The 15488-nt window shown below is 63.2% G+C and carries 11 protein-coding genes and 1 pseudogene; 8 read left to right on the top strand and 4 right to left on the bottom strand.

Annotation, left to right across the window (positions count from 1 at the left end):
- Nucleotides 1-156 precede the first annotated feature (156 nt).
- The 3 genes and pseudogenes from ABIE35_RS19810 to ABIE35_RS19800 form a co-directional block, all read right to left on the bottom strand.
- Nucleotides 157-922 (bottom strand): annotated as a pseudogene (locus ABIE35_RS19810) (PDDEXK nuclease domain-containing protein); the annotation flags it as partial.
- A gap of 46 nt (nucleotides 923-968) precedes the next feature.
- Nucleotides 969-2048, bottom strand: coding sequence for a substrate-binding domain-containing protein (locus ABIE35_RS19805; protein ID WP_354517582.1), 1080 nt, complete (start codon nucleotides 2046-2048; stop codon nucleotides 969-971).
- Between the two features lie 129 nt (nucleotides 2049-2177).
- A complete protein-coding gene (locus ABIE35_RS19800) occupies nucleotides 2178-4199 on the bottom strand; it encodes a hypothetical protein (RefSeq protein ID WP_354517580.1) in 2022 nt (673 codons plus the stop codon).
- Nucleotides 4200-4488: 289 nt separating this feature from the next.
- Between ABIE35_RS19800 and ABIE35_RS19795 the strand changes: the two genes are divergently transcribed.
- The 5 genes from ABIE35_RS19795 to ABIE35_RS19775 all read left to right on the top strand — a co-directional run bounded on the left by ABIE35_RS19795 (nucleotide 4489) and on the right by ABIE35_RS19775 (nucleotide 11288).
- Nucleotides 4489-5802, top strand: coding sequence for an ABC transporter substrate-binding protein (locus ABIE35_RS19795; RefSeq protein WP_354517579.1), 1314 nt, complete (start codon nucleotides 4489-4491; stop codon nucleotides 5800-5802).
- An 84-nt stretch (nucleotides 5803-5886) separates the two neighbouring features.
- Nucleotides 5887-6819: a carbohydrate ABC transporter permease gene (locus ABIE35_RS19790; RefSeq protein ID WP_026547885.1), complete on the top strand. Its 933-nt coding sequence runs from the start codon at nucleotides 5887-5889 to the stop codon at nucleotides 6817-6819.
- Nucleotides 6816-7766 (top strand): carbohydrate ABC transporter permease, encoded by a 951-nt coding sequence (locus ABIE35_RS19785; protein ID WP_354517578.1) that lies wholly within the window; start codon nucleotides 6816-6818, stop codon nucleotides 7764-7766. The genes ABIE35_RS19790 and ABIE35_RS19785 overlap by 4 nt, the downstream gene beginning before the upstream one ends.
- Entirely contained in the window at nucleotides 7763-8776 is a 1014-nt protein-coding gene (locus tag ABIE35_RS19780; RefSeq protein WP_354517577.1) for a hydroxyacid dehydrogenase, read from the top strand. The genes ABIE35_RS19785 and ABIE35_RS19780 overlap by 4 nt, the downstream gene beginning before the upstream one ends.
- A 79-nt stretch (nucleotides 8777-8855) precedes the next feature.
- Nucleotides 8856-11288: an HAD-IC family P-type ATPase gene (locus ABIE35_RS19775; protein WP_354517575.1), complete on the top strand. Its 2433-nt coding sequence runs from the start codon at nucleotides 8856-8858 to the stop codon at nucleotides 11286-11288.
- Here the strand turns inward: ABIE35_RS19775 and ABIE35_RS19770 are convergent.
- Entirely contained in the window at nucleotides 11270-11680 is a 411-nt protein-coding gene (locus tag ABIE35_RS19770) for a hypothetical protein (protein WP_354517574.1), read from the bottom strand. The genes ABIE35_RS19775 and ABIE35_RS19770 overlap by 19 nt on opposite strands.
- A 132-nt stretch (nucleotides 11681-11812) precedes the next feature.
- Between ABIE35_RS19770 and ABIE35_RS19765 the strand changes: the two genes are divergently transcribed.
- From ABIE35_RS19765 to ABIE35_RS19755, 3 genes are all read left to right on the top strand, one after another.
- The gene (locus ABIE35_RS19765) at nucleotides 11813-13405 is read left to right on the top strand and encodes an alkaline phosphatase D family protein (protein WP_354517573.1); all 1593 of its coding nucleotides are present in this window, start codon (nucleotides 11813-11815) and stop codon (nucleotides 13403-13405) included.
- A gap of 112 nt (nucleotides 13406-13517) precedes the next feature.
- Nucleotides 13518-14177 carry a hypothetical protein gene (locus tag ABIE35_RS19760; protein WP_354517572.1) on the top strand — a complete coding sequence of 220 codons (660 nt, stop codon included), beginning with the start codon at nucleotides 13518-13520 and terminating at the stop codon, nucleotides 14175-14177.
- A gap of 70 nt (nucleotides 14178-14247) precedes the next feature.
- Nucleotides 14248-15483, top strand: coding sequence for a pyridoxal phosphate-dependent aminotransferase (locus tag ABIE35_RS19755; protein ID WP_354517571.1), 1236 nt, complete (start codon nucleotides 14248-14250; stop codon nucleotides 15481-15483).
- The last annotated feature ends 5 nt before the right edge of the window (nucleotides 15484-15488 follow it).

The following is a 15488-nucleotide window of genomic DNA, read 5'->3' as shown; positions in this document are numbered from 1 at the left end:
TGGTGTCCGCGGGGGCCCTCCCCCCCCCCCCCCTCCCCCCCACCCCCCCGCCGCTCCCCCCCCCCCCCCGGGGGGGGGGGGGGGGGCCCCGCGCCCCCCCCCCCCCCCCCCCGGGGGGGGGGGGGGGGGGGGCCCCCCCCCCCCCACGCTTCTGTTGCCAATCGTTTCGTTGTGATGCTCACGGCGAAGAATGTCATCGACGAGGGCAACGTAGAAGTTGAGCTTGCCGGCGTACTCAGGCTGAAACTTCGCCGTCTTCAGTTCGATAACCACATATCGGTTCTGGTCCATGTGGAAGAACAGCATGTCAACGAAGTAATCGTCGCCGTCGACATCGAAGTGAACCTGCCGACCAACGAACGAGAAACCCGAAATTGTAGGGGTCCTTGGCGATCTGCTGGGTCAGCTCAGAATCTTGTCCAACTAGCTGTTGCACAAAGTTGGACGGTGCCGCACCCGTCCTCTCCAGGGTGCGGTTCATGATCATATTCAGCAGGACATTGCGGGTCCAGCCGTGTTCCAGTGCTGCAGCCGCGTATCTATCCCGATCCACCTTGTCCGGCAGTTTGTCCAAAAGCACCGTGATGTGGCCCCACGGCAATTGTCCAACAGCTTGTTGGACAATTGGATCCGGCCAGGAGTTTGCGAATCCCCGCATGTAAAAGAGGTTCGATCGCGACAGGCCCTTCATCTCCGGGAACTCTGCACGGAGGTCCTCGGCCAGGCGTCCCATGACCCCGCTCCCCCACTGCTCCACCTGCTGGCGCTCCAGCACTGTCTTGCCGATCGACCAATACAACTCGATCAACTGTGTGTTGACTGTACGAAGGGCCGTCCGACGCGCGTCACGGACACGTTCCTTGAGCGCGTCCAAAAGATCTGTGTAATCCGCGGGCAAGGCTAGGGCACTCGAATCAGTCATGGCCACAAACCTATTTGCGGCCACTGACATTTGGCGCTGGCCTCCCCTACTCCATGTCCTCCCCCGGCACGGTTGACTCCCGGATGATCAGCTTCGGGGCAAGGCTCACGCGGCGGAGGGCAGGCGAAACCACAGACCCTGTCTTTCCCGCAAGGCGTTCCATGCACATGGTCACGGCCGCGTATCCGACGTCGTGTTTTGGTGGGGCGATGGACGTCAGGGGCACGGGGGCGAGGTCGGCCACTTCGTCGTCATAGGCAACAATCGCCAGGTCCTCCGGTACGTCGACGCCGGACTCCTCGGCAAGGTTGATCAGCGTGATGGCTTCCTCATCCGGCAGCACCAGGACTGCATGGGTATCGGTCCGGCGGCAATCTTTCAGGAACTTGGCAAACTCCTTTTGGTTGTTGCCTGCACCCACCACTGACCGGACGTACTCCATGACGGGGCCATCACTTTCGAGGCCCAACTTGGCCACCATGCGCTCATGGCTTTCACGGAGCCAAGGGGCCGTGGGACTGGTGGCAATGGCCAGCCCGATCCTGCGGTGGCCCAGGGAAGCAAGGTGCTCGATGGCAAGTTCGGCGCCGTAGCTGTGATCGGACATCACTGATTCGAACACCCGGCTTGAGCGTTCCACGAGCACTAAGGGGATCCGCAGGCCGGACAGCAACTCGAAGGTGGGCGAACCGGGTTCAAGGGGGCCTGCGGTCGCCAGGAGAATCCCATCCACGGAGTTGGCCACCATGCGCTGGAGCTGCCGGAATTCGTCCTCTGCTGAGTAATTGCTGACGCCGAGGATGAGGCGCGCATTCAACGCCCTGGCTGCGGCTTCAGCGCCACGGATAACCTCAGGGAAGTAGTAGCCGGTGGTCGGGACGATGAGCCCCAAGGTGGCCAACGGCTGGCGCAGCCTCCTGTGGACAGTGTCGCCAGGCCGCTCCACCACCATCCGGACTGCTCCGCCATGGACCCGGCGCAGCAGGCCCTGGGCAGCAAGCTGCGTCAGGTCCCGGCGGATGGTCATAGTGGACTGGCCGCTCTTTTCGGCAAACTCGTTCACGGTCAGGGTCCCGCGCAGCTCCAACTCACGGAGTATCTTCTCGTGGCGTTCCCCGCTGAGCATGCCAATCCTCTTCCGGAATCCCAATGTTCAAACAAGCATAAGTGACCGAATACAAACAACGTTGCGGGGCCTGCCCTGCGCGTAAAACACTCGCCAGAGCACGCAGAGCGGGCCCCGCAACGCCAGCCACTACCGCCGGGGGTGGTCGTCGATGCGGACCACGTTCCGGCCGCGCATGGTGTAGAGGTAACCATCTTCGTCGTTGGTGATGTGGGACCCGCTGTACCAGCCGCCGTCGATATCTGCCACCACGGTGGCGAGCTCGAACGTCTTGGCGTCGAAGCGGAAGACGTTGGTATTCGAGACACCGTAAACGGCGCCGCGGTTGGTCACCAAGGCGGCGAATCCTGTGCAGACCGAGCTGATGTCCGCCTGGTGCACCAGGGTGCGCTTCGGCAAGTCGATCACAAACACGCGCCCGGTCCTCACAATCCCGTAGAGGTACTTGCCCTGCACCGCCAACGCGGAAATGCCGGCACCCAACCCGGGATCGATGCGCCACAGTTCCTTGCCCGCCACAGGATCAAAGGCCACAACGGTGCCGGGTCCCTCGGTACCGGGCTTCCCGCCGCCCAGGTAAGCCAAGCCGTCGCGCGCTGTCACGGCTCGCACCAACTGAACGTTGTCGATGGGGTTGAGGAAGAAGCCCGACTTGCCCGTGGCTGGGTCGTAGGTCCACAGCGAACCGCCGCCTTCGGTGTCCGCCTGTGCGCAGACAAGGACCAGCTTGTTGACCTCATCCCAGTGGACATCCAACGGCCGGTTCTGCTCGGAGGAGAACTTGGCCACCTGGCTCATGGGCTTGCCGCTGCGGGGGTCGTAGCTCCAAATGCCCTGCGAGCTGTACTGACCGGTGTAGAGGACGTTGTCCACCACTACGGCGTCCTTAGCTTCACCCGGGACGGTCATGTTGGTGACCTGACCGTCCTTCAGTGACCGCCGCGATATGACACCGTTGCCGCCGACGTACACCAGGCCGCCTCCCGCTGCCAGGCCCATGGCTTCCTGCGCATCCGACGGCGCACCTGCGTCGCCGAGATCGGTGGTCTTGTATGTCCCGGACGTAGGATCGATCTCCGCCACGAACCCAAACGCGGACGTCACCAAGACTTTGCCGTTCAGGGCATCAACACCCCAGATCTCGCCCAGGAACGGGCCCTGATAGGGCACCTCAGAAACTGTGTTGGCGGAAAGTGAGTATGCCAGCAGCCCGGATTCGTTGGCGAAGTAGACCTTGTCCCCGATCGCGGCGAAGTTCTTGGCGGTCTTCCCCTGGGACACTGCTACTGCCGACGAGGACGGATTGGTCACGCTCACGGCGGCGATCTTGGACGTGGATGTCGACGCCGCCGAGCTCACCATGACTTTGTCCCCCACAATCGCGAGGTCCCGGATACTGGGGTCTGTGACCATTTGGGCCGGCGTGACATTGGTGAAGGTCTTGGCGGCATGGTTGTACGCGTAAAGGCACGCGCGGCTGGCGCTGCCTCCTCCGCCCAGCGTGCTGCCGGCGCCGAAGAAGATGGTGGAATCCGTGGCCGCAACTGCACGGGCCAAGGTGGCTCCGGCATCCGGAATGCCCAGATTGGTGACCAGCCTGGTAGCGGGATCGTATTCCCACAGCGCCGGTGCCGTCCCGCTGCCCCCGCCCACGGCGTAGAGCCGACCGTTGGGGGCCACGCTCAGGTCGCGGACGTCGCGGTCTCCGATCCGCCCGACGGGCGTGGCCTTCGCGCCCGGAGTGGACAGGTCCCAGCGGAAGAGGTTCGGCTTGGGGCCGGTGGCGTTCTGCAGCACGCCGGCGTAGAGGTAGCGACCGGAAGCATCGGCGGCCAGGGTTTGGATGGCGTAGCCGTTCTCCAGATCGGTGACGCCGGTGACTTTGCCGGTGGGGACATGGAACGCCACGATGCGCACCGGATCCAGGTTCCGCGAACCAATGTAAAGCGTCTCGCCCACCAGCAGCCCGCTCATGAGGGAGAACTGTACGACGCCGGGACCCAGGTCCAGGATTTCCGTCGCCTTGGGCTTGGATCCCAGGAAGGTGGACGCCGACGCCGGGTGGCTGGCTGCCAGCCCGAAGGCTGCCGCAAGCGAAGCCGCGCCTCCCACTTGTAGGACTGCCCGCCTGCTGATGTTCGATTTCTCCATTGGAATCCCTGTTCTTAGGTAGTGACTTTGATGAGTCGCCGTTCGGGTATCCAGAATTCATAGCAGCGTCAAGCGAACAACGTCCAGCTTCCTTGTTCGTTCAAACAGAAATGCTCGGCCACTCTCATTGGCATGCTTTGTAAAACCACCCTTTCTTCGGCAAGAGGATGTTTGAATTTGTTTGAAATGTTGAAGATGTTCGAACTTGCGGATTACATGGATCCATCACCGTGTGGCCCCAACCACATCTCCTCCCTCTTCGCATCGCAAGTCTTCAAAGGAGAACACCATGAAGCGTCGTCACCTCTTTGCAGGGATGGCTGGCCTGGCCGCCAGCACCCTGCTGCTCGCAGCCTGCGGCACGGGCCCCAGCACTTCCGCTGCCCCCACACCCACGGAAGATCCCTCAGGATCCATCACCTTCTGGTCCTCGTTGGCAGGCATGGACAAAGTTGCTGAAGCGTTCAACGCCAGCCAGGACAAGATCAAGGTCAGCTTCGAGACCATCCCCAACGGTGCCAACGGAGGCTATGCGAAACTCTCCACCGCCATCACGGCAGGCAATGGCCCGGACGTCGCCACCACCGAATACCCGCAACTGCCCCAGTTCGTCAGCAACAGCCAGGTGATTCCGCTCGATGGCCTCATCAACAAGGCCGAAACCGTGGACAAGCTCACGGACGAGACCAAGGCTTTGGTCCAGTTCGACGAGAAGACCTACGCGCTTCCGTACGATGCAGCCCCCATGCTCATGTGGTACCGAAAAGACATGCTGGCGAAAGCCGGCGTCGAGGTCCCTAAGACCTGGGACGAATTCGAACAGGCCGGAAAGAAGCTCAAGGCCGTAGCGCCTGACTCCTACCTGGCCAGTTTCAACCCCAACGAGGTAGCGGCGAGCGCAGGTCTGGCCTGGCAGGCAGGGGCCAAGTGGTTTGGTACCGAAGGCGACAGCTGGAAAGTCGGAGTGAACGACGAGGCAACCCAGAAGGTTGCCAACTACTGGCAGAAACTGATTGACCAGAAGATCGTCAAGGTCACCCAGGCCTACAGCGACGAGTGGAGTCTGGACCTCGCCAACAGCACAGTGGTTGGCGTCGTGGGCGCGAACTGGAGTGCCACTGGCATCCAGAAGCGCACCGAAGCCAGCGGTCAGAAGGGCCAGTGGATCGCTGCCGAACTGCCCAACTGGGGCAACGAATCCGGCGCGTTCTACGGCGGTTCCAGCTTCAACGTGACCAAGAGCAGCAAGAACCCGGCTGCGGCCGCCAAGTTTGTCGAGTTCCTCACCACCAACCAGGACGCCATCAAGGCCCGCGGCAACACCGGTTCCGCGTTCCTTGCCTTCCCGGGCCTGACGCCCGTGGCCCAGCAGGCCTATGACGCCAGCTACTTCGGCAACGACATCTACGAGGTCTTCACCAAGGCCTACGGCACCATCACCCCGGGCTGGCAGTGGGGACCCAACTGGGACATCACCAACACCGCCCTCAAGGACGCCTACGGCAAGCTCACCACCGGCGGCACCATCCTTGGCTCCGTCGATACCGCCCAGGACGCCACGGTAGCCAGCCTGAAGCAGGCCGGCCTGTCCGTCAAAGAGTAACTCCGCCAAAGAGTAGCTCCGTCACCGAGTAGCCACACAGGCAGGGGGCCTCTCCGGAGGCCCTCTCCCAGCTAGGAGAAACCCATGGCCACCCAGGCCCTCACCACCACAGTGCGCCGCCGAGGCCGTGCACTGGCGGGAACCGGCGGACGGACTGCCGCACTGTTCCTGGTCCCCTTCTTCGCGGTCTTCGCGATCGCCATGATCGCGCCGGTGATCTACTCCCTGGTGCTGAGCTTCCACTCTCAACAGAAGTCCGGGCTGGGCTTTGGGGAAGCCAAAACCGTGTTCGTCGGGCTTGAGAACTACGTGCAGGTCTTCCAGTCCGAAACGTTCATGGAGGGCATCGCCCGCCTTGGCTTGTACTGCCTGATCTACATTCCCTGCATGGTGGGCGGCGCCGTGATATTTGCCCTTCTCCTGGATGCGACGGTGGCAAAGGCCCGCAAACTGTTTCAGCTCCTGGTGTTCCTACCGCACGCAGTTCCGGGCGTCATTGCGGCGCTCATCTGGGCGTACCTCTACACTCCGGGCATCAGCCCACTGGTCCAGGCGCTTCAGGGCGGCGGCATCCAGATCAACTTCCTGGATGCGCACATGGTCCTCCCCTCCATCGTGAACATCGGCGTATGGGAGTGGACCGGCTACAACGTGATCATCCTCTTTACCGCCCTTCAGGCCGTACCCCGGGAAATCCTGGAAGCCGCACGTGTGGACGGTGCCGGCGAAATCCGCGCCGCCGTGAGCATCAAGTTCCCGCTGATCCTTCCAGCCTTGAGCGTCATCATGCTGTTCACCATCATCGGCACCCTGCAGCTGTTCACGGAACCCAACATCATCTCCAAGGCCACAGCATCAGTCACCAGTACTTGGGTTCCCAACCTCTGGGCCTATGACGCAGCCTTTATCCGCCACAACCTCAACCAGGCCGCGGCGGCTTCCATCATCATTGCCGGACTGGCCGCGATCCTGTCCCTGGCCGTGACCCGCCTTAGCTCCAGGATGAACAAATCATGAGCACCCCAACACTCTCCCGCCCCTGCAACACCACTCCTTCCAAGCAGGCTCTCCGCCGCCACGGCTCCCGTTCCAACCGAGGCAGTTCCAATGGGAGCAGTTCCAACCGCAGCGGCCGGTTTGCCAGCAAGCTCACTGTTAACGGCCTCCTGATCATCGGCTCCGCCTACATGGTGGTTCCGGTCCTGTGGCTGGTCTTCGCTTCCACCAAGAACGCAGCCGACCTCTACGGCACCAGCGCCTATGCCTTGGGGAACTTCTCCCTGTTCGAGAACATCGCAAACGTGGCCAACCAGGATGGCGGCCTCTTCTTCCGCTGGCTGGGAAACTCCGTGATGTATGCCGGCGTTGGTGCCGTCTTCGGCAGCCTGATATCGGTCATGGCCGGGTATGCGTTCGACAAGTTCCAGTTCCGATGGAAGGACTCACTGTTCGGCTTCGTGCTGGTGGGCGTCCTGATTCCCAACACCGCCACAGTGCTGCCCATGTACCTCCTGGCCTCCCTGGTGGGCATGACCAACACCATCTGGGCCATCCTCATCCCGGTCCTGTGCAACCCGTTCGGCGTCTACCTGGCAAGGGTTTACTCCGCCAGCTACGTGCCGGCCGAAACACTCGAGGCCGCACGCATGGACGGCGCCGGACCTGTCCGGTCCTTCTTCTCCCTGGGCCTTCCCATGATGATGCCCGGCTACATCACCATCGCACTGTTCCAATTTGTGGGCGTCTGGAACAACTTCATGCTCCCGCTGGTGATGCTCCAGGACCAGAAGCTGCTGCCCGTCAGCGTCGGCATCTCCATCTGGCAGGGCTACTCCGTCCCGCAGCCCGAATTCACGCCGATGGTCATCACGGGTTCCCTGTTGTCCATCCTTCCGCTGCTGGTGGCGTTCATCATGCTGCAGCGCTTCTGGAAGTCCGGCCTCACCGCAGGGAGCGTCAAGTGACTACCACTCCACTGAACGTCGCGCTCGCCATGGGTCCCGGCGTCGTATCCCGGGTCTTTCCCCGGCGCAGGTTGGAGACCATGCCGTCCGGCTTGCGGCTGCTCAGCCCGGAGCCCATGGAGGACTTCACCTCCCCACGTTCATTGGAGCTCCTGGCGGAGGCGGACATCCTCATCACCGGGTGGAACTGCCCGAGGCTCGACGCAGCCGCCCTGGCCGCGGCCCCGCGTCTGACCCATGTCCTCCACGCGGGCGGCACGGTAAAGCACCACGTGGGCGACGAATGTTGGGACAGGGGCATCGAAATCAGCACAGCCGCCGATGCCAACTCCATCCCCGTGGCCGAATACACCGTGGCCATGATCATCCTGGCCAACAAGCGGGTCCTCCAGATCGCCCGGAAGCTGCACACGGAGAAGACCGGGATAGAGCCAGACCGGGTGTTCCAGGACATGGGCAACTTCGGCAAACGGGTGGGCATCATCGGCGCCTCGAGGATCGGCAGGCACGTCATCCGACTCCTGAAGTCCTACGACGTCCAGGTAGTAGTAGCCGATCCGTTTCTGGACGATGCAGGGGCCGCGGCCCTTGGCGTCGAACGTATCTCCCTGGAAGAGCTCGTGGCGACTTCCGACGTCGTCAGCCTCCACGCGCCGTCGCTCCCGTCCACCCGCAACCTGATCCACCAAGGCCTGGTGGCCAGCTTCAAACCCGGAACCACATTCATCAACACCGCCCGCGGTGAACTGGTTGATCAGGACGCGTTGCTTCGGCGCGTCGAGGAAGGCGACCTGTACACCGTCCTGGACGTCACCACACCGTGGGTGCTCCCGGCGGATTCGGGCTTCTACACCCACCCCAACGTGTTGCTGACACCGCATCTGGCCGGCTCGCTGGGTGTGGAACTTGAGCGGATGGCTGTCAGTACCATCGAGGAAGCCCGTCGCATCTCACAGGGTCAACCACTCCTCCACAGGCTCCATCAGAGGGACCTCGCCTTCACGGCCTGACACGCACGACGGCGACATAACCCGCCGCGGCTGGCATACTCAATCCCATCGCTCCACCGGCTCAACAATGGGGGCATGAGTGCCAAACGATAAAGACCTCACAGGGGTAGGCGTCCGCTTCGTGGGGTCATCGGTGCAGGGATTGAGCACTGCCGAGGTCGCTGAGAGGGTCGCCGCGGGACAAACCAACGCGTTCGTCCAGGACACCAGCCGCAGCGTGTGGAGCATTGTCCGCGCCAACGTGCTCACCCTGTTCAACGGCATCATTCTGGCCTGCTTCATTGTCCTGTTCGCAATCGGTCGCTGGCAGGATGCCCTGTTCGGGTTCAGTGCCATTGCCAACGCGGTGATCGGCAGCGTCCAGGAGTACCGGGCCAAACGTGCCCTGGACCGCCTCGCCCTCCTGAACGCCCCGCACGCCAGGGTGATGCGCGACGGCTCCGAGGCCGAAATCGACCTGGACGACGTAGTGCTGGATGACACCCTGGTCCTCCGGGCCGGTGACCAGGTGCCCGCGGATGGGCTGGTGGCCGGAACCCGGGGCCTCCAAGTGGACGAGTCCATGCTGACCGGGGAATCAGACGCCGTGGAAAAGGCCGACGGCGATCGCGTCCTGTCTGGTTCCGTGGTGGTGGCCGGGGAAGGCATAGCAGTGGTGGACCGGGTGGGCGCGGATTCCTTTGCCAACTCCCTGGCGGCCGAAGCCAAGCGCTTCTCCCTGGTGGCCTCGGAACTTCGGTCCTCCATAGACCGCGTCCTGAAATGGGTCACCTGGTTTGTGGGTCCTGTGGCATTGCTGGTTCTGAATGCCCAGATGATCGCCCAGGGCGGGTGGGCCGAGGCTTCGGCGAGTGGCGCCTGGCGTGACGCTGCGACGGCGACCATTGCCTCCGTCGTCGCTATGGTTCCGCTGGGACTGGTGCTGATGACCAGCATTACCTTTGCCGTGGGGGCGGTGAAGCTGGCCCGGCAGCAAGTGCTGGTGCAGGAGCTTCCCGCAGTGGAGGGCCTGGCTCGGGTGGACATCATCTGCCTCGACAAAACCGGTACCCTCACCCAGGGCGACATCGTTTTCGACGCCGCGCATCCCCTGACCAACCGCCCTGGTTGGGAGGCCGTCCTCTCTTGGTACGGGGTGCAGAACGACGCAAACGCCACGGCCCGCAGCCTCGCCGGGCATTTCACCGAGCCACCAACCGAGCCCCCGACAGACCGGGTGCCGTTCTCGTCAGCGCGCAAATGGAGCGCGGTGATTTTCGACGACGGAATGTGGATCCTGGGCGGCCCCGAGATGGTGTTCCCGGGGGACAACTCCACCAATCCTGTGCGGCAGCAGCTGGCCTCTCAAGCCGCAGAGTTGGCCACCACCGGTCGCCGCACACTGGTCCTGGCCCACGGAACGCCCACCGATGACGAGACCGTGCCAACAGACGCCGTCCCGGTTACGCTCCTGACTTTCAAGGAGAACATCCGCCCTGATGCTGCGGAGACGCTCACCTACTTCGCGGCACAGGACGTGGATGTCCGCATCATTTCGGGGGACAACCCGCAGACTGTAGCCGCTATCGCCCGGGAGGTTGGGCTCGACGCGCCCCACGGCTTTGACGCCCGCGAACTGCCGGACGACGACCGGAAACTCCTGGAGATCATCAACAACCACGTGGTTTTCGGCCGTGTCACCCCGGACCAGAAGAAGCGGATCGTGGTGGTGCTCAAGGCCGCAGGCCGCACGGTGGCCATGACCGGCGACGGCGTGAACGATGCATTGGCCATCAAAGAAGCCGACATCGGTGTCGCCATGAACTCCGGTGCTGCAGCCACCAAGGCGGTGGCCCGGCTGGTGCTCCTGGACGGAAAATTCTCGCACCTGCCCAGTGTGGTGGCGGAAGGCCGGCAGGTCATCGCCAACATCGAGCGCGTCTCAATGCTGTTCCTGACGAAAACCGCCTACGCCACGTTCCTGGCCATCGCCTTCGGCATTCTCCTGTTGCCTTTCCCGTTCCTTCCCCGGCAGCTCTCAGTCACTGATGGTTTGACCATCGGCATTCCGGCGTTCTTCCTGGCCTTGCTGCCCAACGCCCAGCGCTATATTCCAGGGTTCCTTCGACGGTCACTCACGTTCGCCGTGCCGGCCGGTGTCTCCGTGACCTTGGGGCTTGCGTCCTACGCCCGTCTCGCCGCGAACCTGCAGATCCCGGAAGCGGAGATCAGGACCGGGTCAACACTCATCCTGACGATCATCGGCATCTGGATCCTGGTGGTGCTCTCACGTCCGGTCACACGCTTTAAGGGGCTGGTCATCGGCGCCATGATGATCGGGCTGATCCTGGTCTATTCGGTTCCGATCGCCCGGGACTTCCTCCAATTCACTGACCCAACGCTGCCCACTGCACTACTCGTCTTGGGAACGTCCGTAGCCTGCATCGCGCTTATTGAGATCGTCCGCTTCGTTCATCGCCGCGTTGCCTACCGGGATGCCCAGGAGGCACTGCATCAGCGGGTCTCGAAGTAGCGGCGTCCGCGTCCTACCCAGACCGGCACCAGCACGGCGACCGTGGCAATGGACTGGGAGATGACGGCCGACCAGTCTCCATCCCCGGCGATGGTGAGGTCCAGCACGGCAAAAGCCAATCCGAGCAGCATCACCGCAGTTGCGCCACGGCGGGCAGCCTCGCTTCCCCGCGCCACGCCGGAGGCCAGCCCGATCACCAACAGGCCGAACAGGATCATTCCGGCACCCAACAAGGTGATAGGCAAGGCGATGCCGCCGGACTGGGCTTCCGGGGTATAGCGCAGGAAAATCGTCAGGATCCCGAGCAGGATCTGGGCAATGCCACCGATGTACATCAGCACCACCGAAAACGTCACCACACCCGGCCGCTGAGGACGCTCCCCCTTGATCATGAACTGAGCATAGACGAGCCTCCACGCGGGCTGACACCGCCCCAGACGGGGTGACACCTCTTGTCACACTATTAACCACGCATTCACGCTGTCCTTGGGTCCAGTCAACCCCGGTTTCCTAGGCTCGACCTTATGGAAAAAATCTCCCGCAGGTCCCTCATTTCAGCCGGCTTGGGTGCCGGACTCGTCGCCGGCGTGTCAGCCGCCATGCCGCAGGCCGCCGTCGCGGTGTCAACAGCGGACGACGCCGGTCTCCGCACCGATCCGTTCACGCTTGGCATCGCCTCGGGCGAACCGTGGCCCGACGGCTTCGTCATCTGGACCCGCCTGGCGGTGAATCCCGTGGCCGAGGACGGACTGGGCAGCATGCCTTCCCGCCCGGTCGCTGTCGCATGGGAAGTTGCCGAAGACCCGGCGATGCGCAGGGTAGTAGCCCGCGGCGTCGAACAGGCCAGGATCGAAACCGCCCACTCGGTGCACGCAGAGCTCAAGGGCCTCCGGGCGGGCCGCGAATACTTCTACCGTTTCCGCACCGGGCGGCACCTGAGCGAGGTTGGCCGCACGCTGACGAGCCCGGCGCCCGGTGAGACTCCCGCTGCCTTGGCCATGGCGTTCGCCAGCTGCGCCCAGTACGAGCACGGCTACTTCACTGCGTACAAGCGGCTGGCCGAGGACCACCCGGACCTGGTGCTGCATCTTGGCGACTACCTCTACGAATACAAGAAGGACAGCTACGTGATCGGCGGGGGCAACCCGCGCGATCACGAGGGTCCCGAGACCAGCACGTTGGCGGGCTACCGCCAGCGGCACGCGCAGTACAAGTCCGACGCCGATCTCCAGGCATCGCACGCGATCGCACCGTGGCTGGTGGTGTGGGATGACCACGAAGTGGACAACAACTGGGCGGACGAGATCCCCGAGAACAACGACGCGAGCCAGCTCAACGACACCACGGAGCATTTCCGGCAGCGCCGCTCGGCAGCATTCCAGGCGTACTACGAGAACATGCCGCTGCGCCGGTCATCGGTCCCCGCTGGATTCGACATGAAGATCTACCGCACCATCCAATGGGGCCAGCTGGCCAACTTCCATATGATGGACACCCGCCAGTACCGCGACGATCAACTCGCGGGCGACGGCTGGCGGAAGAACGTGGCCGAACGCCTGGACGAGAACCGCACCATCACCGGCGCCGAGCAGGAGAAGTGGCTGCTGGACGGTTTCAAGAACTCCACCCAGCGGTGGGACATCCTGGGCCAGCAGGTTTTCTTCGCCGAGCGGGACCGGGACAAGGCACCGGACATTGATGACGTCTCCATGGACGGCTGGGACGGGTACGCTTCCTCCCGCCGCCGCATCACCCAAGGGTGGATTGACGCGAAGGTGCGCAACGCCGTCGTACTCACCGGCGACGTTCACCGGCACTGGGCCGCAGAGCTCAAGGTGGATTACAAGGACCCGGCGGCAGCAGTGGTGGGCACGGAGCTGGTGTGCTCGTCCATTACCTCCACGGGCGATGGCACGGGGTCCACCACCGATCCCACCATGGCCTGGAACCCCCACCTGAAGTTCTACAACGACAACCGCGGCTACGTGAACACCCGCATCACCAAGGACGCCATGACCGCGGACTTCCGTGTGTTGGACTACGTCACCACCCCGGGCGCTCCGGTCAGCACCAAGTCGTCCTACACGATCACCGACGGAGTCCCCGGCCTCGCCTGATCCACCCCTCGATCGATTGGAGTTACCCCTGAATCCCAGTGACTACGGAGAACAGCGGGAGTAGCCTAGTTCCAGTTGAAGTAGTGGATCTCTGTCCGGCTGGGGTTCTGCCGTGGGCCATGTGCGTTCGTCGCTGTCCGACCTCCTGGGGGTACTTTCCGACGCCGTCGCCCCTCAGCATGTACGGTTCGACGACGGGTCCCCCACCGCCGTCGTTCCCCCACCTGACGCTCCGGTCACCGTCCGGGCCGTCACGCTCAACCGCGTGGGCAGGTCCCGGCGCGAAGGGCCTGTCCTGGATCTTGAGCTGAGGGTGGCCGTGGAATGTCACGGTCCGGAACAGCTGGACAACATGGAGCAATTGCTGCTGGCCGTGGAACTCCACAGCCAGTACTCCGTAGTGTCCAACGGCGAGTTTCGGCCCGAGGAGTACTCCGGGGCCATCCAGCAAGGTCTGGGGTTCCTGGTGCGCATCCCGGTATCCCTCCGATTCGAAGAACCTTCCGACCTTCCCGCCCAACCTGTCACGGGCAAACCGGCTGCTGGCCGCCGGATCCGGGGAAGGCTGGTGGACGCACACAACAAAGGCATCCCCGACGCTTATATCCACGCCCATTCATCGGCTACGGCCGCGGTCAGTGATGCGACCGGGCACTTTGAGGTTTTGGCGTCCGCCGACGAGCTTCAGCACTTCGCTGTTGCGGTGGACGGCACTGAACGGGAAGTTTCGGCCAGCATTAGGAGACTTCCTGTGACCATTCGTTGGCTCTGATACTGGCATCATTGGGCACTGATTCCGGAACCATTTACTCGGGCAGGCCGCTCCCATGAAATGATCAACCATGCGTCCGATGCAGCACTCCAGCAAACTCCAGAATGTCCGCTACGAACTCCGTGGACCCATCCTCCAAGCGGCCAAGGCCATGGAGGCCGAGGGGCATCGCATCCTCAAGATGAACCTCGGGGACACAGCACCATTTGGGCTGGAGGCACCGGAGTCTGTTGTGGTGGACATGATCCACCATCTCCGCGGAGCTCAGGGGTACAGCGATTCCAAGGGCATCTTCTCAGCCCGCACCGCCATCTCGCAGTACTACCAGACGCGCGGACTGATGACCATCGGCGTCGAGGATGTCTTCATTGGCAACGGCGTCAGCGAGCTCATTTCCATGACCCTGCAGGCGTTCATGGAGAACGGTGACGAGATCCTTATCCCCGCCCCGGACTACCCACTGTGGACCGCGGCCGTGACGCTCACCGGCGGCAACCCCGTGCATTACCTGTGCGATGAGGAGGAGAACTGGTGGCCGGACATGTCCGACGTCGAAGCCAAGATCACCCCGCGCACCAAGGGTATCGTCATCATCAACCCAAACAACCCCACCGGCGCTGTCTATCCGCGCCACATTCTGGAGCAGTTCGCCGCGCTTGCCAGGAAGCACGACCTCGTCCTGTTCTCGGACGAGATCTACGAGAAGATCCGGTACGTGGACGCACCGCATATTCATACGGCGGCTGTTGCTGACGACGTCTGCGTCCTGACGTTCAGCGGGTTGTCCAAGGCGTACCGAATGCCCGGGTACCGCGCCGGCTGGGTTGCCGTCACCGGCCCTCTAACGGCCACCGCGGCCTATCGGGAATCCTTGGAGCTGCTGGCCTCGCTGCGATTGTGCGCCAATGTCCCTGCCCAGCACGCCATCCAAACATGCCTGGGTGGATACCAAAGCATCGAAGCGCTCATTCGTCCCGGCGGCCGGCTCCGCGATCAGCGGGATCTGGCTTGGAAACTCCTCACCGCGATCCCGGGCGTCAGCTGCGTTCCGGCAGCCGGTGCCATGTACCTTTTCCCGAAGCTGGATCCGGAGATCTATCCCATCGAGAGCGACGAGAAGTTTGTCCTCCAGCTCCTGCAGGAGCAGAAGATCCTGGTCTCACACGGCACCGCTTTCAACTGGCCCACGCCCGACCATTTCCGCTTCGTGATCCTGCCCGCCGTGGAGGACATCGAGGAAGCAGTGCGCCGGATCGACCATTTCCTCGCCGCCTACCGGAACCGCCCTGCGGACTCACCCAACTAGGGGGA

This window comes from Paenarthrobacter sp. 4246, assembly GCF_040546855.1.
In the GTDB taxonomy this organism is placed as follows: Bacteria; Actinomycetota; Actinomycetes; order Actinomycetales; family Micrococcaceae; genus Arthrobacter.
Note: the sequence above shows the minus strand (reverse complement) of the source record. Positions and strands in the feature narration are given on the sequence as shown.

Bases quoted from the DNA above. Each gene is read 5' to 3' on its own strand.
- ABIE35_RS19765 (WP_354517573.1), top strand. From the start codon at position 11,813: ATGGAAAAAATCTCCCGCAGGTCCCTCATTTCAGCCGGCTTGGGTGCC.
- ABIE35_RS19790 (WP_026547885.1), top strand. From the start codon at position 5,887: ATGGCCACCCAGGCCCTCACCACCACAGTGCGCCGCCGAGGCCGTGCA.
- ABIE35_RS19755 (WP_354517571.1), top strand. From the start codon at position 14,248: ATGCGTCCGATGCAGCACTCCAGCAAACTCCAGAATGTCCGCTACGAA.
- ABIE35_RS19800 (WP_354517580.1), bottom strand. From the start codon at position 4,199: ATGGAGAAATCGAACATCAGCAGGCGGGCAGTCCTACAAGTGGGAGGC.
- ABIE35_RS19770 (WP_354517574.1), bottom strand. From the start codon at position 11,680: ATGATCAAGGGGGAGCGTCCTCAGCGGCCGGGTGTGGTGACGTTTTCG.
- ABIE35_RS19785 (WP_354517578.1), top strand. From the start codon at position 6,816: ATGAGCACCCCAACACTCTCCCGCCCCTGCAACACCACTCCTTCCAAG.
- ABIE35_RS19805 (WP_354517582.1), bottom strand. From the start codon at position 2,048: ATGCTCAGCGGGGAACGCCACGAGAAGATACTCCGTGAGTTGGAGCTG.
- ABIE35_RS19795 (WP_354517579.1), top strand. From the start codon at position 4,489: ATGAAGCGTCGTCACCTCTTTGCAGGGATGGCTGGCCTGGCCGCCAGC.